The following is an 18912-nucleotide window of genomic DNA, read 5'->3' as shown; positions in this document are numbered from 1 at the left end:
CGAGCCACCTTAGCGGTGGCACGCGCCACCTCGAGGGGCAGCGAACGGATGTGAGTGTGGAAGCCGCTCATACGGTGCCTCCGATGATCGATCCGATACGGATGGAATGAGTTTCAGGAATCTCGCTATGGCCCAGCACCTTGAGGCGCGGCGCGGCACGCTTCAGCAAGCGGGCCATGGGGGCACGGATCAGGTCGGGCACCAGCAAGCAGGCCGGCACACCGCGATCTTCTTGCGACTGGGCGGTTTCGGCGGCGCTGCGGGCCAAGGTGTCGGCGACACCGGGGTCCAGGGCGGCGCCGTGGGGGGAATTCAAGGCTTGGGTGACCAGGCGCTCCAGCTCGGGCTCCAGGGCGATCACGTCCAGCTCTTTCACCGGGCCGTAGATCTGCTGAACGATGGCCGGTGCGATGTGCACGCGAATGCGGCGGGCCAGCTCGGCCGGATCGGTGATGTTTGCGTTCTCGGCCACGCTCTCGACGATGGAGCGCATGTCGCGGATGTGCACGCCCTCTTCCAGCAAGAGCTGTAAAACTTTTTGCAGTGAAGCGATGCCGAGCATTTTGGGTATCACGTCTTCGATCAGTTGAGGCGCTTGTTTGGTCAGGTGTTCCACCAACGCCTGGGTCTCCACACGGCCCAGCAACTTAGCTGCGTGGACTTGCATCAAGTGTGAAAGATGGGTGGCAATCACGGTCGAGCAATCAACAACGGTAAATCCGGCCATTTGCGCCATATCACGCTGCCGGTCTTCGATCCACACCGCCGGAAGGCCAAAAGCGGGGTCGGTGGTGGCCTGACCGATCAATTTCTGGGTCGCGTGTCCCGGATTGATGGCCAGCCACATGCCGGGGAAGGCCTCGGCCTCGCCGATCACCGCGCCGCGCAGGGACAAGCGGTATTGGCTGGGCCGCAGCTCCAGGTTGTCACGGATGTGGACCGAGGGCGGCAAAAAGCCCACTTCTTGCGCAAACTTGCGCCGCACGCCCTTGATGCGGCTGAGCAGATCGCCTTCGCGGGATTTGTCCACCAAGGCAATCAGGCGGTAGCCCACCTCCAGCCCCAGGGTGTCCACCGGCACCAAGTCATCCCAGCTGGCTTCAGCGTTGGGCTCGGGCGTGGTGGCGGCGGAGGTGGTTTGGCCCAGCAGCGCCTCGGCATCCGTCGCCTGTTGCTTGGTGCGCAGCCACCAAGCCAGGTAGCCCGTGCCCCCGGCGACCAGCAGGAACACCACATGCGGCATGCCAGGAATCAGACCTAGCAGGGCGATCACACCAGCCGTGATGGCCAGGGATTTGGCCGAGCCGAAGACCTGCTTGCCGATCTGGCTGCCGATGTCTTTGTCGGTGCCCACGCGGGACACCACCATGGCCGCAGCGACCGAGATCAGCAGCGCCGGCACCTGGGCGACCAGGGCATCACCCACCGCCAGCAGGATGTAGGAATTGGCCGCCTGGCTGGCCGACAAATCATGCTGCGCCACGCCGATGATGAAGCCACCGACGATATTGATCACCAGAATCAAAATGCCTGCCACCGCGTCGCCGCGCACGAACTTGCTGGCACCGTCCATGGAGCCGAAGAAGTCAGCCTCGTCGCCCAGCTCGGCGCGGCGGCGCTTGGCCTCTTTCTCGTCGATCAGGCCAGCATTCAGGTCGGCGTCCACCGCCATCTGTTTGCCAGGCATGGCATCCAAGGTGAAGCGCGCGCCGACCTCGGCGATACGCTCCGCACCCTTGGTGACCACGATGAAGTTGATCACCACCAGAATGGCAAACACGATCAAACCGACCGCGAAGTTGCCGCCGATCAGGAAATGCCCGAAGGCCTCAATCACCTTGCCTGCAGCACCTGTGCCGGTATGGCCCTCCAGCAGCACCACGCGGGTGGAGGCGACGTTGAGCGACAAGCGCAGCAAGGTGGTCAGCAGCAGCACGGTCGGGAAGGCCGCAAAGTCCAGCGGCCGCACCATGCTCGAGGCCACCATCATCACCATCACCGCCATGGCGATATTGAAGGTGAACATCAGGTCCAAGGCGAAGGGCGGCAAGGGCAGCACCATCATGCCCAGCACCAGAATCACGGCCACGGGCGCACCCAGCGCGCTCAACACGGCGGCACGCGGGCCCAGCAAGGCTTGCAGCTTGGCAATCAGCGGGTTCATGTGGCCTCAGCTCCAAAATCGTCGTCATTCGCCGGGTCTTCGGGGCGGAAGCCCGGCTTGTTGTGCGGATCCAGCTCCGGCGGCACTTGCGGGTCGGGCTGATCGGGGGCAGCCGTGCGCGCCGCCATGGCTTGCTTGAGCTGATACACATAGGCCAGCACCTGCGCCACGGCGCCGAACAGCACAGCCGGAATTTCATGGTCCACTTTCGCGTGGGCATAGAGCGCACGCGCAAGTACCGGCGACTGCAGCACCGGCACCTTGTTGTCCTTGGCCAGATCGCGGATCTTCATGGCCAGCAAATCAGCGCCCTTGGCCACCACTTTGGGCGCGGCCATGCTTTTGTCGTCGTACTTCAGGGCCACGGCATAGTGGGTGGGGTTCATCACCACCAGGTCCGCGCTGGGCACAGCGGCCAACATGCGACGCTTGGCCATCTCGCGCATCTTGGCGCGCATGCGGCCCTTCATCTCCATATTGCCTTCGTTTTCCTTCATCTCCTGCTTGACCTCTTCACGGGTCATGCGCATGCGACGCATATAGAGCTGGCGCTGCATCGGCACGTCGATAACGGCAAACAAGGCCAGCGCGATGCCCAGCAGAATCAACCCGCCCATCAGCTGATGACCGGCATAGGCCAGCGCCGCCGGCAGCGGCACGGACATGATGCCCACATAGGCCGCCAAGCGGTCTTTCAGCACCATCGCGCCGATGATGCCGAGCACCAGGGCCAGTGCCACCGCCTTGGCCGCTTGGCCCAATCCATGGCCGCTGAACATGCGGCCCAAGCCGGCCAGCGGATTGAGGTGGGAGAACTTGGGCGCCAGCGGCTTCATGGTCCAGTTCCAGCCGCCTGAAGCGATATTGCTGGCGATGCCCACAGCCACCAGAATGGCCGCAATCGGGCCCACGATGGCGATGAAATTGAGCGTTAACTCACCCAGCCGCTCAGCCATCAAAGCGGGCCGGGCCAACATCTGCGCATCAAAGTGCAGCGAGCGGGTGAGCATTTTTTGCAGGCTGTCGATCACGCTAGGCCCGCCCACGCTGAGAATGGCGCCGCCCGCCACCATCATGGCGAAATGCGGCAGATCACGCGAACGCGGCAGCTGGCCCTCGGCCCGAGATCTCTCGATCTTCTTGGCTGAGGCCGGTAAATTTCTGTCTTGTGCGTCTTGGTCGGCCATGGCAATTGGGGGTGGGCGAGCTTAGATAAGCTCGCCTTGCCATTGTTTGCCGGGCGACGAAAAACTTAAGCCGAAAAAGGCCGGGGAAAGCGGCGGTGATCCGGCGTCAGTTTGCTGACACATGAGCCCCTAGGGCCACACCGCAATTCAGACCAGGCAAGCCGCCAGCTACAGACGCAAAAAAACCCGCCTCAGCGGGTTTCATCCAATCAAAGGCCTGGCTCGCGCTTCAGAAGCCCAAGCTGGCCAGCAAATCATCCACTTCACCCTGATTGGCCACCACATCGGTGCGACCTTCGGGGTTGACCACGGGGCCTTGCAGAATGCTGGGATCCACCTTCTCACGCTGCTCGGGCGGCACCACAGACACCAGCAGCTTGACCAAGCTGTCTTCCAAGTCGTTCGCCAGCGTCACCACCTTGGCCACCACTTGACCGGTCAGGTCATGGAAGTCTTGCGACATCATGATGTCGGTCAGATGGCCGTCGATATTGGCCGTGCGGGCCTCGACTTCTTTGACGAAATTCAAAATCGCGCCGCTGGCCACGGCCTTGACCGGGTCGGCCACGATGGCCGCGGCCATCGCATTGGTGGCGGCCGTGATGTGGGCGTGATCGGCCTTGGCCTGATCCACCGAGTTCAGCACCTTGTTGGCAGCTTCGGCCGTCTTGGTGGCGATATAGCTCAGGCGGCTGCGCGCGTCGGGCAGGCCATCGGTTGCAATCTGCAACTTGGGCATAACGCCCAGTTGCTGCATGGTGTCGTGCAGAACGCGGGTGATGGAACCGATCTGCTGAAACACCTCAGGCGAGACGGTCAGCGGATCGGTGCCCTGATGCAGTTTGCTCAATTCATCTAATTGAATTTGCATGGCCAACTCCCGGTTCAGGCCGCAGCGGCCAGTTTTTGCATGATCTTCATGACCTTCTCTTCCAAGGTGGCCTTGGTGAAGGGCTTGACGATGTAACCGGCAGCGCCTGACTGGGCGGCCAACACGATGTCTTCCTTGCGGGCTTCGGCCGTCACCATCAGCACCGGCAGGTGCTTCAGATTGGCGTCTGCCTTGATGGCGTTGAGCAATTCGAAGCCCGTCATATTGGGCATATTGATGTCGCTGACCACGAAGTCGAACTTGGTCTGCTTGAGCATATTCAGGGCTTCCACCCCGTCTTCGGCTTCTTCGCAGTTGTTGTAGCCGATCTCCTTCAACAAGCCGCGCACAATGCGCCGCATGGTGGAAAAGTCATCGACGACCAAAAATTTCATGTCTGCACTCATGGCATTCCTCGCTGGGGCTAAGTGGTTTTATCGGGGCGTGGCTTTGGAACTTGAGGAAATATTTTTCCCGACTTCAGGCTCGGCGGCTTTGGCTTCTGCTTCAGGCTCAGCGTCTTCATCTGGCACATTCTTCAAAACTGCATCTTCAGCGTCGCGGTTCATCACAATGATGCTGATGCGGCGGTTGATCGCACTCTGCGGCTGCTTGCTATCGAGCAGTTTGCTGGACGCCAAACCTTGCACACGCAAGGTGCGGGACTCCGGCAAACCACCCAAAATCAATTCGCGCCGGGAGGCATTGGCGCGATCCGCCGATAACTCCCAGTTACTGTAGCCGCGGTCACCGCCCGGAAAGGGCTGAGCATCAGTATGCCCTTCCAAGGTCAGCCGGTTTGGCACTTCAGACAAGACATTGCCGAGTTCCTGCAGCAACTCACGCATATAGGGTTTCACAACTGCACTGCCGCTGTCAAACATCGGCCGGTTGCCTTCGTCAACAATTTGGATGCGCAAGCCCTCTTTGGTCATATCCAGCCGGATTTGACCACCCAGATTGGCAAGTTTGGCGTTACTGGCCAGCACATCTTCGACCTTGGTCTTGAGTTGTTCCAGCCTGGCCTTCTCAGCCTTGCGCTGCTCTTCCTTGAGGGCACGCAAATTAAAGGTGCGCTTGGGCGCCTCGACATCGCCTGATTTGACTTGGCCGGTCTCGCGGCTGAGGTCCTTGCCACCGCCCTTAACGACGCTGGAGGAATCACCCGATCCCGAGCCACCTGCCATGGCAATCTTCAGCGGCGAGCCGAAATAGTCGGCAATGCCCTTCTTGTCGCCCTCGGTGGTGGAACCCAGCAGCCACATCAACAAGAAGAAGGCCATCATGGCCGTCACAAAGTCGGCGTAAGCGATCTTCCAGGCGCCGCCATGCGCTGCATGACCGCCCTTCTTGACCTTTTTGATGATGATGGGCTGGAGCTTTTTGGCGTCACCAGCCATGGCGCAGCTCCGATCGTGATGGATTCAGGAGCAGGCGAATGAAATATTTGCGCATCACCCTCCCCTTCTACTTCTTCTTCACGTGGGCTTCCAACTCGGTGAAGGTTGGCCGGTCGCCGGAGTAAAGCACCTTGCGGCCAAACTCGATAGCGACTTGCGGCGCGTAGCCTTGCATGCTCGCCAGCAAGGTGGTCTTGATGCACTGCAACTCTTTGCCAGCGTCTTCCACCTTCTGCTCCAGCAGACCTCCCAGCGGTTCAACAAAGCCATAGGCCAGCAAAATGCCCAGGAATGTACCGACCAGAGCGGAACCGATCATGCCGCCCAGCACAGCCGGGGGCTGACCCACCGAACCCATGGTGTTCACCACGCCCAACACGGCAGCCACGATACCGAAGGCTGGCAAGCCGCCGGCCAAACGGCCAATCGCGGCAACAGCAGCATGCTCTTCCGCGTGGTGGGTATCGATCTCGGCGTCCATCAAGGACTCAATCTCGTGGGCGTTCAAATTGCCAGAGACCATCATGCGCAGATAGTCGGTGATGAACTCGGTGACATGGTGGTCATTGCCCACCGTCGGGTATTTCTGGAAGAGCGCCGAGGAGTGCGGATCTTCCACGTCCTTTTCAATCGACATCAGGCCCTCTTTGCGGGCCTTTTGCAAAATGTCGTACATCAGGGCCAGCAACTCCATATAGCGGGCTTTGCTGAACTTGCTGCCTTTGAAGCAGGCGCCCAGCCCCTTCATCGAGGCCTTGACCACCTTCATCTGATTGTTCGCCAAAAAGGCGCCCGCAGCTGCGCCGAAGATGGTGATCATCTCGAAGGGTAAGGCATGCAAGATGACGCTGATATTGCCGCCGTGGGCAATGTAGACGCCGAAGATGCAGCCTAGCGCGATAAGCCAACCGATGATGACAAACATGTTGATTTCTAAATGGACTTAGCCAGCCATATCGGCCAGAACCTCTTACGCTTGAGTGTGCCCGTGCGCTGGGCGGGGTAATCCGCGCAAGTGGCAGGTCTTGCCCCGGTAATCAATTGGGGCTGCGGTACAGCCACAGGCAATGCCCGCGCGGCAAGTCCACCTGAGCCAGGGGCGCCTCACCCGGCACCGCGAAATCCAGGCTGACCAAATAAGCGCCGGGCGCCAGTTCCGCAACGGCCTTAGCCCAGACTCGTGGCATGGACTCGGGCCGCTGAAAGACGTAAATCATCTGGAAGCCTTGCCAGCTCTGGCTCCACATATCACCGCGCTGGATCTCAGCCCAGGGGCAAAGCAAGCGAGCCAGCAGCGCCAGCAAGCCACTCCACTCCACGCCGGACAAGTGTGCCTGCGGGTAGCAGCGCCGCAATTCACGCAGGCCATGGCCCAGGCCGCAACCGGCATCCAGCACGCGCGCACCTGCAGACAAGGGCGCCAAGGCGGCCAAGTCTTGCAAGGCATTGCGCGGGGTGGGAAAAAGCGGAGCATCGCCCCAGCTGCGGCGCGGGTAGGCCAGCGCCAGCAGCGCAAACGGCAGCAGCCAGGCCCAGCCGGGTAAGTCACGCGCGCCTGCCGTGATCAGCAAGGACAGCGGAAAGCCCCCTGCCACCATCAGGCGGCGCCAGCGCGGCGCCTGCAACATGGCCGAGGCCAGGCCCAATAACGCAGCCGCCAGCATGGCCACCACCGCCTGCAACTCAGCCTGACGCAGCAGGACAAAAAGTGCCCAGGCCAGCGCCCAGGTCAACAAGGCCGGCAGGGGCCAAGGCAGCACAAACATCGTCAGGCAGACTTGGTTTTACCTGGCTTCAGTGCATCTGAATCGCGCCCTGCGCGCGGCCCTTGCCAGCGCGGGCCGGTGGGTTGCACATGCCGCAAACATAGTGACGGGCAATCTCATGCGGATGCGTCACGAATTGACCGCCGCAGGTGCTGCACTTGGTCATCGTCAACATGCCGTTGTCGATGAACTTCACCAGGCGCCAAGCGCGGGTCACCGACAACATGGCTTCCAGGCCTTGGGCTTGCGTCTGCTCTTGATAGAGCTGATAGGCCTTGATGACCGCATCAATCTCATCCAACTCCGAGACCTTGTTCAGGTACTCATGCACATTCAAAAACAGCGAAGCATGAATATTGGGCTGCCAAGTCATGAACCAGTCGGTCGAGAACGGCAGCTGGCCCTTGCTGGGGCTCTTGCCCGAAACTTCCTTGTACAAGCGCAGCAGGCGCTCGTAAGACATATCGGTTTCAGACTCCAACACTTGCAAGCGCGCACCCAGGTTGATCAAGGTGACCGCACGTTCGATCTGGCGGGCTTCGGTGAGGATGCTTTTATTGCGCATGATGGTGTCGTCTCGTCAGTTCTTGTTAGGTGGCGCGATCAGGCGGCTTCTTGATGGCGGCCAGCCATCAGGATGGAAGCGTGCAGGCGGCTGATGCCGTCGTTGGCGGCCGACTTGCCGTGGCTGGTCAGCAGGCCCCAGACCAGATCGTCGTCCATGCGGAAGCGGCACAGCAAGGTGTTGCCCGAGGCAATCTTCATCAGCTGAGCGGGGCTCAGCGTGCTGATCAGCGTAGCGGTGTCTTCGGAGATGCCCAGGCGGTAGAGCGCTTGCTCGGGGTCCTGGCGGATCAGGCTTTGCGCCAGCATCAGGTAGTTCAGATTGGCTTCACGGATCTCGGCGAGGATTTGGTCTGCGTTCATGGTGCTGGGCTCCGGGGGCAAAACTGTTGTGTTGATTTCGTATCAAGCTGAAACAGATTGTGAAGCTCGGAACAAACTCCCAACATCGGCGCTTTTCCGTCACTGAAGTCCCCTTTCTTCCCTGGGGCTTGTCAGGTTTTTTCCTACAAGAGGCGAGATGCGCTGGCCTCCCTGCCCTGTTCTGCGCTTGTCCCGCCGCAGCGGGCCAATTCAAGCGGCGTAGGCCTGGCGCATGGCTGCAGCTTCTTCCGCCCGCCCCGTGCCTTCCAACACCAGCGCCAGATTGTGGGCCGCCAGATGGCTGCCGCGGCCGGCCACAGCGCCGCTTTGCTCGGGGCGCTCGCCAATTTCCAGGCAGCGCCGCCAAGCGTCTTCGATCATAGGCAGCAGTAACTCGGCCTGCTCGGGCGCGTCGGCGGCCCAATCCAAGAGCAAGTCGCCCAGGGCGAAGAAGAAGTCAGGAGATTCGGCACAAACCACCAACTGGGTCTCAGCAAATTGGATGGCAGCCTCATGCTGCTTGAGCTGCTTAAGCCCGAACAGGCGCCGCGCCACCAGATCGGCCCACCACGTGGGGCTGTCGCTCAACAAGTCAGCGCTGCGAGCAAAGAAGTGCTCAGCCTCGGCATAGTCTTCGTACACCGAGCAGTCCTTGCCCATCTGGTAGCAGAGGTAAGCGTCATCCGGGCGTTGCGCGAGCGCCAACGCCAGCAGGGCCTTGTTGCGACCCTTCTTCGATTGCAGGCGATCGGGCAGATAGCCATCGTGGCCAATCTGCAGGGCCAGCGGCCGCAGGGGCAAGTTGTGGACCACCTGCTCATGGATGCGCCCGGCATAACGCAGCTGGCCGGGAAGCACGCGCGAGAGGCGCGAGCGCGCCACTTGCTGTTGCCCGTCGTGGAACTGATCCAGCAGTTCGATGCTGCCGACAAAGTCGGGTCGGGTGTGACGCAGGGCGGCCAAAGCCTCACCGCCGCTGATCAGCCATTCATCGGCGTCCAGCACCACATGCCAATCGGCATTGGCCAAATCAAGGGCGGCGTTGCGCGCGGCAGCGAAGTCATCACACCAGGCAAAGTGCGCCACGCGAGCACCGGCCGCAGCGGCCAGCGCCGGGGTGGCGTCGATGGAGCCGGTGTCCAGCACCAGCATGTCGTCGACCCAGGGCTTGATGCTTTGCAGTAAGCGCTCAATCTGCCCCGCCTCATTGCGGGCGATCAAGACCAGGGCGGTTCGGAACATGGGCAGCTGGGACAGCAAGACTCAATGCATCTGAATTGCGCCTTGCGCACGGCCCTTGCCGGCGCGGGCCGGTGGGTTGCACATGCCGCAAACATAGTGACGGGCAATCTCATGCGGATGCGTCACGAATTGACCGCCGCAGGTGCTGCACTTGGTCATCGTCAACATGCCGTTGTCGATGAACTTCACCAGGCGCCAAGCGAGGGTCACCGACAACATGGCTTCCAGGCCTTGGGCTTGCGTCTGCTCTTGATAGAGCTGATAGGCCTTGATGACCGCATCAATCTCATCCAACTCCGAGACCTTGTTCAGGTACTCATGCACATTCAAAAACAGCGAAGCATGAATATTGGGCTGCCAAGTCATGAACCAGTCGGTCGAGAACGGCAGTTGGCCCTTGCTGGGGCTCTTGCCCGAGACTTCCTTGTACAAGCGCAGCAGGCGCTCATAAGACATATCGGTTTCCGACTCCAACACTTGCAAGCGCGCACCCAGGTTGATCAAGGTGACCGCACGTTCGATCTGGCGGGCTTCGGTGAGGATGCTTTTGTTGCGCATGATGGTGTGTCTCTCGATCTGGTTCTGTATTTGTCTTGCGAGGCCAGCGCCGGGCCGCTCCCAAGCGGCCCCGCCTATCGAATCAACTGCGGGCCCAGCCCGCTGATGATTCGAACCCTCTCGGAGGGTGCTTGCCTGTACCCAGGCAAGCGGGTGTCAGTGCTCAGGCGGCTTCTTGATGGCGACCGGCCATCAAAATAGAGGCGTGCAGGCGGCTGATGCCGTCGTTGGCGGCCGACTTGCCGTGGCTGGTCAGCAAGCCCCAGACCAGATCGTCATCCATGCGGAAGCGGCACAGCAAGGTGTTGCCCGAGGCGATCTTCATCAGCTGAGCGGGGCTCAGCGTGCTGATCAGCGTAGCGGTGTCTTCAGAGATACCAAGGCGATACAGCGCTTGTTCGGGGTCCTGGCGGATCAGGCTTTGCGCCAGCATCAGGTAGTTCAGATTGGCTTCACGGATCTCGGCGAGGATTTGGTCTGCGTTCATGGTGCTGGTCTCCGGGGGCAAAACTGTTGTGTTGATTTCGTATCAAGCTGAAACAGATTGTGAAGCGCAGAACAAACTCCCAACATCGGCGCTTTTCCGTCACTGAAGTCCCCTTTCTTCCCTGTGGCTTGTCAGGTTTTTTCCTACAAACCCGCAATAAGCGCCAAGCAATCATCCAGTTCATCCGATCGAGAAAATTCCGGGCTGTCATAGGAGAAACAGGCCTCGAAAGCGACCCGCAACAGGCCTTTTGCCCTTGATCTTTGTTTGTAAGGCAAAGCCCGCTCTTTTCCAGACTTGGCCGGCAAGGCTGCAGGCCTACATTCGGAGGCAACACCATCCAAAGGCAAGGCATGCCCATGATTCCCCGCACCATTCACGTGATCTGGGTTGGCGACGAGAGCAAGCGCCCCGACAACTGCATCGACACCTGGCGCCAGCACAATCCCGACTGGCAGGTGCGCGTCTGGGGCAATGAAGAACTGGGCAGCTATGGCTGGATCAATTCCAAACATATGCGTGATATGGCCAAGCGCGAACTCAACGGCGTGGCCGACCTGATGCGCTGGGAGATTCTTTATCACGAGGGCGGCTTTGTGGTCGATGCCGACAGCATCTGCCAGCGGCCGCTCGAACCCTGGCTGTTCGAAGGCGAGGCTTGCGCCTGCTGGGAGAACGAACTGGTGCGGCCGGGCCTGATCGCAGCCGGCTATGTGGCCTCCAAGCCCGAGAACCCCTTCTTCGGCCAGATGATTCTGGACCTGCAGAACCAGCCGCGCGTCGACGACCGCATGGCCTGGCAAAGCGTCGGCCCGCTCTTTCTGACCGAATGCCACCGCATGCACCAATACGCCGACCTGACCATCTGGCCCAGCCACTTCTTCATTCCGCGCCATTTCACCGGCGCCGAGTACACCGGAGGCGGCCTGGTGTTCGCCGACCAAGCCTGGGGCAGCACCCTGAACAATTACAACGAGCTTTACAAGCGAAAGGTCGCCTGAGCATGAGCGCCCTGCCCCAAACGCCCAGCTTGCCCGTCTCCACGCTGGAGCTGGCCCACGCGCCCTACTTCGTGCAGAAAGTTGCCGTCAGCGAAGAGCTGCGTGGCCGCTCCCGCCTGGATGTGTTCCAACCCATGTGCGCCGGTAAACGCGTGCTGCACGTGGGCTGCGTGGATTGGCCCATCACCAATCTGAAGCAATCCCTGCATTTGCAGCTCGATGGCATTTGCGAGCTGGATGGCTTCGACATCAATATCGAGGCCTTCGAGCAGATGCAGCCGCATTTGAAAGGCCGCCTGTTCAGCAGCTGGGACGATGTACCCAAAGACCATTACGACTTGGTGCTGGTGCCCGAGGTGATGGAGCATGTACCCGATGTGCAGGGTTTTTTGCAGCATCTGCAATCACTGGGCGCCGCGCAGTATGTGATCACCGTGCCCGATGCCTTCAGCTGCTTCCGCCAGCACTTTGACTACAGCAGCGGCGCGCAGACCTTTGTCGAAGTGGTCCACCCCGACCACAACTGCTGGTACACGCCCTACACCCTGGCCAATGTGCTGCGCAAGTACACCAGCTGGGACTTGCAAGGCATGTGGTTCTTCAACCGCATGTCCTTGCTGGCCATGGCGGGCCCGGCCGCAGCCCAGGTCGATGCAAGCGACGCCGAGGCCAGCGCCTGAGCATGAAAGTCAGCAAGGCAGCAAAACCGGCAGCAGCGCAGACAGACAGCATCGCCCCTGACTTGGCGAGCAGCCTGCGCCTAGCCCAGGCAGCCATGCAGCAGGAACGCTTTGCCGACTGCGCCCAGCTGCTGCGCGCTTGCCGCGACCCGCAAGCCGGGCAGTCCAACACCTTCCAGCGCCTTTTGGGCGAAGCCTTGCGCCGCAGCGGCCAAGCGCAGGAGGCCGTGGGCGTTTTGATGCAAGCACTGGCCCTGCGCGCCGACGATGAGCAAGCGTTTTTGCAGCTGGCTTTTGCATTTCAAGATCTGCAAATGCCGCAAGAAGCGGCGGAGTGCTTTCGCGCTGTGGCCGACTTGCAGCCCAATAGCGTGATGGCCCAGGCCTATTTGGCGCACGGCGACCAGCAAGCCCTGCGCTGGCAAGACTTCGAGGCCAATCAACAAAGCCTGCTGCACGCCATCCGCGCCAAGCCCGCCGATGCGGCCGATGAATTCGGCGTGCCCTTTGCGTTGATCGGCCTGCCGCATCTGCCCGCAGATCTCCTCAAGGTCGCCCGACTCAGCAGCCGCTACCTGACCCGCGGCATCAACGCACTGCCGCCACGCCAAGCCAAGCCCTTGGCGGCGGGTCGGCGCTTGCGCATTGGCTATTTGTCGGCGGACTTTCACGACCACGCCACGGCCGCCTTGCTGGTTGAGGTGCTGGAGGCGCGTGACCGCCAGCGCTTTGAGGTGATCTTGTTTTCCCATGGGCCGGACGATCGCTCGGCCATGCGGCGGAGGCTGCGCCAAGCCTGCGAGAGTTTCATCGACGTGGCCGGCCTGAGCCTGGCCGCGATCGCCCAGCGCATCCGCGCCGAACAGATCGACATCATCATCGACCTGAAGGGCCACACGGCCCAAAGCCGCTTTGCCGCCCTGGCCTATCGGCCCGCGCCGGTGCAAGTGGCCTGGCTGGGCTTTCCGGGCAGCAGTGGCGCCGACTTCATCGACTACATCATCGGTGACCCGCATGTCACCCCGCTGGACCAGGCTAGCGCCTACAGCGAACAGATTGCGCAACTGCCACGCTGCTATCAGCCCAATGACAGCCAGCGCCTGCGAGTCGGCGGCTCCGCTTTGCCAAGCCGCGCGGCACTGGGCTTGCCTGAGCAGGCGTTGGTACTGCTCAGCGCCCACCCAATTTACAAAATCACTCCGGCCCTGTTCGTGGCCTGGATGAGCACTCTTCGGCGCTTGCCTGGTGCCGTGTTGTGGCAGCTCAGCGGCGGGGCGGCACTTGATGCGCAGTTGCAGCGAGAAGCAATGGCCCGTGGCATTGCCGCCGAGCGCCTCGTCTTTGCGCCGCGCCTGCCCATGCATGAGCATCTTCAGCGCTTGGCAGCCGCCGACCTGGCGCTGGACAGCTGGCCCTGCAATGGCCACACCACCACCAGCGATGCCTTGGCCGCAGGCCTCCCCGTGCTGACCTTGCGCGGCGAGTGCTTCACGCAGAGCGTGGCGGCCAGCATCTTGGGTGCGGCCGGCCTGGACGAGTTGGTGTGCAATAGCGCGCAAGACTACATCGACCGAGCCTGCGCCCTGGGCGAGCAACCCGAAAAGTTACTGGAATTGCGCGGACGCGTACTGAAGGGGCGACAAGCCCTGTTCGACGCCCCACGCTTCGCGCGTGAGTTGGAAAGCTTGCTGCTACGCATGTGGGAACGCGCCGAAGCCGGCTTGGCGCCGGCCGCATTGCCAGCCATGCCGCCGGCCGAGCTAGCACCCAAAGTCAGCTGACTCCGCGCGACAAGCTCAAGGCCTCAGTGCATCTGAATCGCGCCCTGCGCACGGCCCTTGCCGGCGCGGGCCGGTGGGTTGCACATGCCGCAGACATAGTGACGGGCAATCTCATGCGGATGGGTCACGAATTGACCGCCGCAGGTGCTGCACTTGGTCATCGTCAACATGCCGTTGTCGATGAACTTCACCAGGCGCCAAGCGCGCGTCACCGAAAGCATGGCCTCCAGGCCTTGGGCTTGCGTCTGTTCTTGATAGAGCTGATAGGCTTTGATGACCGCATCAATCTCATCCAACTCCGAGACCTTGTTCAGGTACTCATGCACATTCAAAAATAGCGAAGCATGAATATTGGGCTGCCAAGTCATGAACCAGTCAGTCGAGAACGGCAGTTGGCCCTTGCTGGGGCTCTTGCCCGAGACTTCCTTGTACAAGCGCAGCAGGCGCTCGTAAGACATATCGGTTTCCGACTCCAACACTTGCAAGCGCGCACCCAGGTTGATCAAGGTGACCGCACGTTCGATCTGGCGGGCTTCGGTGAGGATGCTTTTGTTGCGCATGATGGTGTCTCGTCGTGTGTCTTCGGATCTAATTTGCGGGGCCAGCGCCGGGCCGCTCCCAAGCGGCCCCGCCGTCCGGGTCTACCGGCAGGTCAAGCCTGCCGAAGACCCGACCCCCTCGGGGGGTGGCTGCGCGTATCCGCGCAGCCGGGGGTCAACAATTCAGGCGGCTTCTTGATGGCGGCCGGCCATCAAAATAGAGGCGTGCAGGCGGCTGATGCCGTCGTTGGCGGCTGACTTGCCGTGGCTGGTCAGCAGACCCCAGACCAGATCGTCATCCATGCGGAAACGGCACAGCAAGGTGTTGCCCGAGGCAATCTTCATCAGCTGGGCGGGGCTCAGCGTGCTGATCAGCGTAGCGGTGTCTTCGGAGATGCCCAGGCGATAGAGCGCTTGCTCGGGGTCCTGGCGGATCAGGCTTTGGGCCAGCATCAGGTAGTTCAGATTGGCTTCACGGATCTCGGCGAGGATTTGGTCTGCGTTCATGATGCTGGGCTCCGGGGGCAAAACTGTTGTGTTGATTTCGTATCAAGCTGAAACCAATTGTGAAGCTCGGAACAAACTCACAACATCGGCGCACTTCCGTTCCTGAAGTCCATTTTTCCCGCACCTGCTTGTCAGCGAACTTCCTACAGGCAAACGCCTAGGCCCGCCGGCCGATCTCTCGGGGCGGGTGCAAATAGGTCAGTGGACTGGCTAAGTTTGGCTGGGACGCCAAGGCCGCCTGAGTCAGGCGCCGCATAGTCCGGCCGGGACGCTCTAACTGGAACAGTCGATAGAGCAGTCGAGCAAGCGGGCAAGCCGCCAGATCAGCCCGAGCAGGCTGATTGGGAGCTATCAGTCGGCAGCGGTCGCTGCGCCACCGGTCAGCGCGCTCAGGCGCTTCATTTCTGTTTGCGCCACCGGCAGCAAGTCAGGAGATTCCATCTGCAAGTTTTGCAGGGCTTCGCCCGTGAGCAAGCGCTGCAGCACTTCGCGCGCACGCAAGACCTGACCCTGGCCGGACAGCGCGAAGGCCAGGGAGTACAGGCTGGCGCCATGATTAGGTTGCAAAGCCAGCGCACGCTCGGCTGCGGCCTGGGCGTGAACCAACTCGCCTGCGCTCAGCAGCAGTGCGGCCATATCGCTGAGCAAGTCATGCGCCATCGGCTCATGCTCCAGGGCGATTTGCAACAAGTTCAGGCCCTCACCCAAGCGACCTTGCGCGGCTTCGGCAAAAGCCATATTGCGCGCTTGAGCCAGCAGCAATGCGGCCTCCACGCTGATCGTGGACTCCGAGGAATCAGTATGGATCGCCTGCATCTGAGCAGGCAGCGTTGCGGATTGCGACTTGGCTTGCGTCATGGCATGCATAGGGATCTCCAAGAGTTTCTACAGCTTTTGCTCTGCAAAGGCCCAGACTGATCGGGTGACCTGCACAGATGCGTGAATGACTCTGATGGCTAGGCGGCAATGCAAGAAACAGCACATACCGCTCGACTTCAGTGCAACGAACTTTAGTGCCCTAGCCCCACCCCATTCGTGAGAAAAGGCCGGACTAGCAGCCGCTTCTCCAAGCCTGCTCGGCGCGCCACGCACCGAAAACAAATCAAAGCCTGCGGCTTGCGCCACTCCTGCAAACACAGGCTCTTTGTTTCAGCAACAGAGCAAGTTCGTCAAACACTGAATGCGCCATCGCGTCATCGCGAGAGGCCACATTCATCAAGCAAAGGCCACGAGCAAGAACCAGCCACTCCATTCAGCCACAAGCAAAGTGCAGCGCCCTGCCTTCTTCGCCGCCCTCAAGGGTGGCCGCCGACCCCAAATTGGCCGATCGAAGAAACAAAGCCGAGCCACCCCTGCTTTTCAACAGATCAAGCCTATTGACAAACAGCCCTAAAGTTTATTTGGCGGCTGTCCGATACCCATTTCAACGGGTTCGGAAACGGACACGTGGTCCGGTAAGAAGGCCGCAACTAGGTCCTCCCTTCACAGGGGGTCAAAGCTGCATCAGTTGACTAAGCCGGGCGAGGCGGGGGGCTTGTTCATGAGAACAAGACTCCGCGTAACGGATGCCCTCTAAAGGTGTTCGCAACACGTCGGCGCTATGCCGGAAAAACTTTGTAGCTGAAACAGGAGTGAATCATGCCCGCAATCATTAACACCAATCAGTTGTCGCTCAACGCACAGCGCAACACCGCGACCTCGCAAGGCACACTGGCTACCGCCATGCAGCGCCTGTCTTCCGGCATGCGCGTCAACTCCGCCAAGGATGACGCCGCCGGTCTGGCCATCGCCGACCGCATGACCAGCCAAGTGCGCGGCATGAATGTGGCCATCCGCAACGCCAACGACGGCATCTCGCTGGCGCAAACCGCTGAAGGCGCGCTGAGCAAGGTCAGCGATTCCCTGCAGCGTATGCGTGAACTGGGCGTGCAAGCCCGTAACGCCACCAACACCACCACTGACTTGGATTCCATCGGTAAGGAATTCGGCCAACTGGGCGCTGAAATCACCCGCGTGCTGGGCGGCACCACCTTCAACGGCAAGGCCATCTTGGCCGGCGCCGCAGGTACGCAAACCTTCCAGATTGGCGCCAACACGACGGACAACGACATCGTTGACGTGGCCACAACCGATCTGACCGCGGATGCCTCGATCACCGCCGTCACCGGCGCATCGATCAGCAATACCGACACCGCTGCCACGCTGAAGACCGTCATCGACAATATTGATACGGCCATCACCACCGTCAGCGGCCAGCGCGCCACCCTGGGTGCTTCGCAAAACCGCTTTGACGCCGTGACATCCAATTTGATGATCTCGGTGGAAAACCAAAGCGCCGCGCGCAGCCGGATTCTGGACGCGGACTACGCCTCGGAAACCGCCAACCTGAGCCGCTCGCAGATCCTGCAACAAGCAGGTAACGCGATGATCGCGCAGGCCAATCAGCTGCCACAGCAAGTCCTGACCCTGCTGCGTTGATGATGGCTCGGAGTGAGTCGCAAATACCGACTCACTCCAGTCTGCAGCCCCATTAACTCAGCAGTATTTCTCACTCAGACAGCTCATGAAAAAGACGCCGCAAGTCCCTTGACAAGCGGCGTTTTTTGAAAAAAGGATTTAAGTCAATCACTGGTGTCGTCGATAAGCAATTCAACGGGTCCGAGGAATTAGATGGACTACGTGGTCCGGTCAGCCGGCTCTCCAAAGAGCAGGACGCGGACGGTGCAAAGGCCAGGCGCAAGCCCGACATTTGCTGGCAAAAGCCACCTGTTATGGGCGGCCTTTTATCGACCGTGAAGCCCGGATTTCCGGCAAGTCTTAGTACACACCAAAGGATTGAACATGAGCCAAGTCATCAACACCAACCTGATGTCCCTGAATGCCCAACGCAATCAGTCCACATCACAAGGTTCCCTCGCCGTTTCCATGCAACGCCTGTCGTCCGGCATGCGCGTCAATTCCTCCAAGGACGACGCCGCCGGCTTGGCCATTGCTGACCGCATGACCAGCCAGGTGCGCGGCATGAACGTTGCCATCCGCAATGCCAATGACGGCATCTCGCTGGCGCAAACCGCTGAAGGCGCGCTGAGCAAGGTCAGCGACGCACTGCAGCGCATGCGTGAACTGGGCGTGCAGGCTCGCAATGCCACCAACACCACCACCGACCTGGACTCCATCGGCAAGGAGTTCACCGAATTGGGTGCGGAAATCAACCGCGTGCTGGGCGGCACCACCTTCAACGGCAAGGCCATCCTGGCCGGCGCCGCGGGCACACAGACCTTCCAGATTGGCGCCAACACAACAGACAACGACATCGTTGACGTGGCCACCACAGATCTGACCGGTGACGCCACCATCACCGCCGTCACCGGCGCCTCGATCAGCAACACCGACACCGCCGCCACGCTGAAGACCGTCATCGACAATATCGATACGGCCATCACCACCGTCAGCGGCCAGCGCGCCACTTTGGGCGCCTCGCAGAATCGCTTTGACGCGGTGATCTCGAACCTGCAGGTGTCGGTGGAAAACCAGACCGCCTCCCGCAGCCGCATCCTGGATGCGGACTACGCTTCGGAAACCGCCAACCTGAGCCGCGCACAGATCCTGCAACAGGCCGGTAACGCCATGATCTCGCAGGCCAATCAGTTGCCGCAGCAAGTGCTGTCCCTGCTGCGAGGCTAAGCCGAAGCGGCAAGTCTTTAGCGCCAGGCAAGACCTGACCCTCACTGACTCACGCGACTCCGACCTCTGGTTCACCCCAGGGTCGGAGTTTTTTTATGGCCGTTGTTTTGGCCCTTTA

General features: G+C 60.9%; 20 protein-coding genes. 5 read left to right on the top strand and 15 right to left on the bottom strand.

Annotated features, from left to right (window positions below; all coding sequences use genetic code 11):
* Nucleotides 1-67: 67 nt before the first annotated feature.
* The 12 genes from flhA to flhD (AT984_RS04585) form a co-directional block, all read right to left on the bottom strand.
* Nucleotides 68-2164, bottom strand: coding sequence for a flagellar biosynthesis protein FlhA (gene flhA, locus AT984_RS04640; protein WP_058719094.1), 2097 nt, complete (start codon nucleotides 2162-2164; stop codon nucleotides 68-70).
* Entirely contained in the window at nucleotides 2161-3351 is a 1191-nt protein-coding gene (gene flhB / locus AT984_RS04635) for a flagellar biosynthesis protein FlhB (protein WP_058719093.1), read from the bottom strand. The genes flhA and flhB overlap by 4 nt, the downstream gene beginning before the upstream one ends.
* A gap of 229 nt (nucleotides 3352-3580) precedes the next feature.
* The gene (locus tag AT984_RS04630) at nucleotides 3581-4222 is read right to left on the bottom strand and encodes a protein phosphatase CheZ (protein WP_058719092.1); all 642 of its coding nucleotides are present in this window, start codon (nucleotides 4220-4222) and stop codon (nucleotides 3581-3583) included.
* Nucleotides 4223-4236: 14 nt separating this feature from the next.
* Entirely contained in the window at nucleotides 4237-4617 is a 381-nt protein-coding gene (cheY, locus tag AT984_RS04625; protein WP_442952164.1) for a chemotaxis response regulator CheY, read from the bottom strand.
* A 39-nt stretch (nucleotides 4618-4656) separates the two neighbouring features.
* A complete protein-coding gene (motB, locus tag AT984_RS04620) occupies nucleotides 4657-5586 on the bottom strand; it encodes a flagellar motor protein MotB (protein ID WP_231741708.1) in 930 nt (309 codons plus the stop codon).
* Between the two features lie 103 nt (nucleotides 5587-5689).
* On the bottom strand, nucleotides 5690-6547 hold the full coding sequence (gene motA / locus AT984_RS04615) for a flagellar motor stator protein MotA (RefSeq protein WP_058719089.1): 858 nt from the start codon (nucleotides 6545-6547) through the stop codon (nucleotides 5690-5692).
* 112 nt (nucleotides 6548-6659) lie between these two features.
* Nucleotides 6660-7388 carry a class I SAM-dependent methyltransferase gene (locus tag AT984_RS04610; RefSeq protein ID WP_058719088.1) on the bottom strand — a complete coding sequence of 243 codons (729 nt, stop codon included), beginning with the start codon at nucleotides 7386-7388 and terminating at the stop codon, nucleotides 6660-6662.
* A gap of 28 nt (nucleotides 7389-7416) precedes the next feature.
* Complete coding sequence (flhC, locus tag AT984_RS04605; protein ID WP_058719084.1) at nucleotides 7417-7953, bottom strand: flagellar transcriptional regulator FlhC; 537 nt, start codon at nucleotides 7951-7953, stop codon at nucleotides 7417-7419.
* Nucleotides 7954-7991: 38 nt separating this feature from the next.
* The gene (gene flhD, locus AT984_RS04600; RefSeq protein WP_058722085.1) at nucleotides 7992-8315 is read right to left on the bottom strand and encodes a flagellar transcriptional regulator FlhD; all 324 of its coding nucleotides are present in this window, start codon (nucleotides 8313-8315) and stop codon (nucleotides 7992-7994) included.
* Between the two features lie 210 nt (nucleotides 8316-8525).
* Nucleotides 8526-9557, bottom strand: coding sequence for a glycosyltransferase (locus AT984_RS04595; RefSeq protein ID WP_156421899.1), 1032 nt, complete (start codon nucleotides 9555-9557; stop codon nucleotides 8526-8528).
* Between the two features lie 21 nt (nucleotides 9558-9578).
* Nucleotides 9579-10115 carry a flagellar transcriptional regulator FlhC gene (gene flhC / locus AT984_RS04590; RefSeq protein WP_058719086.1) on the bottom strand — a complete coding sequence of 179 codons (537 nt, stop codon included), beginning with the start codon at nucleotides 10113-10115 and terminating at the stop codon, nucleotides 9579-9581.
* A gap of 163 nt (nucleotides 10116-10278) precedes the next feature.
* Nucleotides 10279-10602 carry a flagellar transcriptional regulator FlhD gene (gene flhD, locus AT984_RS04585; protein ID WP_058722085.1) on the bottom strand — a complete coding sequence of 108 codons (324 nt, stop codon included), beginning with the start codon at nucleotides 10600-10602 and terminating at the stop codon, nucleotides 10279-10281.
* Between the two features lie 353 nt (nucleotides 10603-10955).
* Between flhD (AT984_RS04585) and AT984_RS23425 the strand changes: the two genes are divergently transcribed.
* The 3 genes from AT984_RS23425 to AT984_RS04575 are packed head-to-tail and all read left to right on the top strand — an operon-like array spanning nucleotide 10956 to nucleotide 14064.
* Complete coding sequence (locus AT984_RS23425) at nucleotides 10956-11603, top strand: glycosyltransferase family 32 protein (protein WP_231741522.1); 648 nt, start codon at nucleotides 10956-10958, stop codon at nucleotides 11601-11603.
* A 2-nt stretch (nucleotides 11604-11605) separates the two neighbouring features.
* Nucleotides 11606-12283, top strand: a complete 678-nt coding sequence (locus AT984_RS23420) for a methyltransferase domain-containing protein (protein ID WP_231741521.1) — start codon at nucleotides 11606-11608, stop codon at nucleotides 12281-12283.
* Nucleotides 12284-12285: 2 nt separating this feature from the next.
* On the top strand, nucleotides 12286-14064 hold the full coding sequence (locus AT984_RS04575) for an O-linked N-acetylglucosamine transferase, SPINDLY family protein (protein ID WP_058719085.1): 1779 nt from the start codon (nucleotides 12286-12288) through the stop codon (nucleotides 14062-14064).
* 23 nt (nucleotides 14065-14087) lie between these two features.
* On the opposite strand, the gene flhC (AT984_RS04570) is transcribed toward AT984_RS04575, so the two are convergent.
* The 3 genes from flhC (AT984_RS04570) to AT984_RS04560 all read right to left on the bottom strand — a co-directional run bounded on the left by flhC (AT984_RS04570) (nucleotide 14088) and on the right by AT984_RS04560 (nucleotide 15977).
* Nucleotides 14088-14624 carry a flagellar transcriptional regulator FlhC gene (gene flhC / locus AT984_RS04570; protein ID WP_058719084.1) on the bottom strand — a complete coding sequence of 179 codons (537 nt, stop codon included), beginning with the start codon at nucleotides 14622-14624 and terminating at the stop codon, nucleotides 14088-14090.
* Between the two features lie 162 nt (nucleotides 14625-14786).
* Nucleotides 14787-15110 (bottom strand): flagellar transcriptional regulator FlhD, encoded by a 324-nt coding sequence (gene flhD, locus AT984_RS04565; protein ID WP_058722085.1) that lies wholly within the window; start codon nucleotides 15108-15110, stop codon nucleotides 14787-14789.
* A gap of 351 nt (nucleotides 15111-15461) precedes the next feature.
* Nucleotides 15462-15977, bottom strand: coding sequence for a tetratricopeptide repeat protein (locus AT984_RS04560; RefSeq protein WP_058719083.1), 516 nt, complete (start codon nucleotides 15975-15977; stop codon nucleotides 15462-15464).
* 771 nt (nucleotides 15978-16748) lie between these two features.
* On the opposite strand from AT984_RS04560, the gene AT984_RS04550 reads away from it, so the two are divergent.
* Together AT984_RS04550 and AT984_RS04545 are read left to right on the top strand one after the other, a co-directional pair.
* On the top strand, nucleotides 16749-17588 hold the full coding sequence (locus AT984_RS04550; RefSeq protein ID WP_058719081.1) for a flagellin N-terminal helical domain-containing protein: 840 nt from the start codon (nucleotides 16749-16751) through the stop codon (nucleotides 17586-17588).
* 363 nt (nucleotides 17589-17951) lie between these two features.
* A complete protein-coding gene (locus AT984_RS04545) occupies nucleotides 17952-18794 on the top strand; it encodes a flagellin N-terminal helical domain-containing protein (protein WP_058719080.1) in 843 nt (280 codons plus the stop codon).
* Nucleotides 18795-18912: the final 118 nt, after the last annotated feature.

Origin of the sequence: Paucibacter sp. KCTC 42545, assembly GCF_001477625.1 — a bacterium.
Classification (GTDB): Bacteria; Pseudomonadota; Gammaproteobacteria; order Burkholderiales; family Burkholderiaceae_C; genus Paucibacter_A.
The sequence above is the reverse complement of the archived record's forward strand: the minus strand, read 5'-3'. Positions and strand labels throughout refer to the sequence as shown.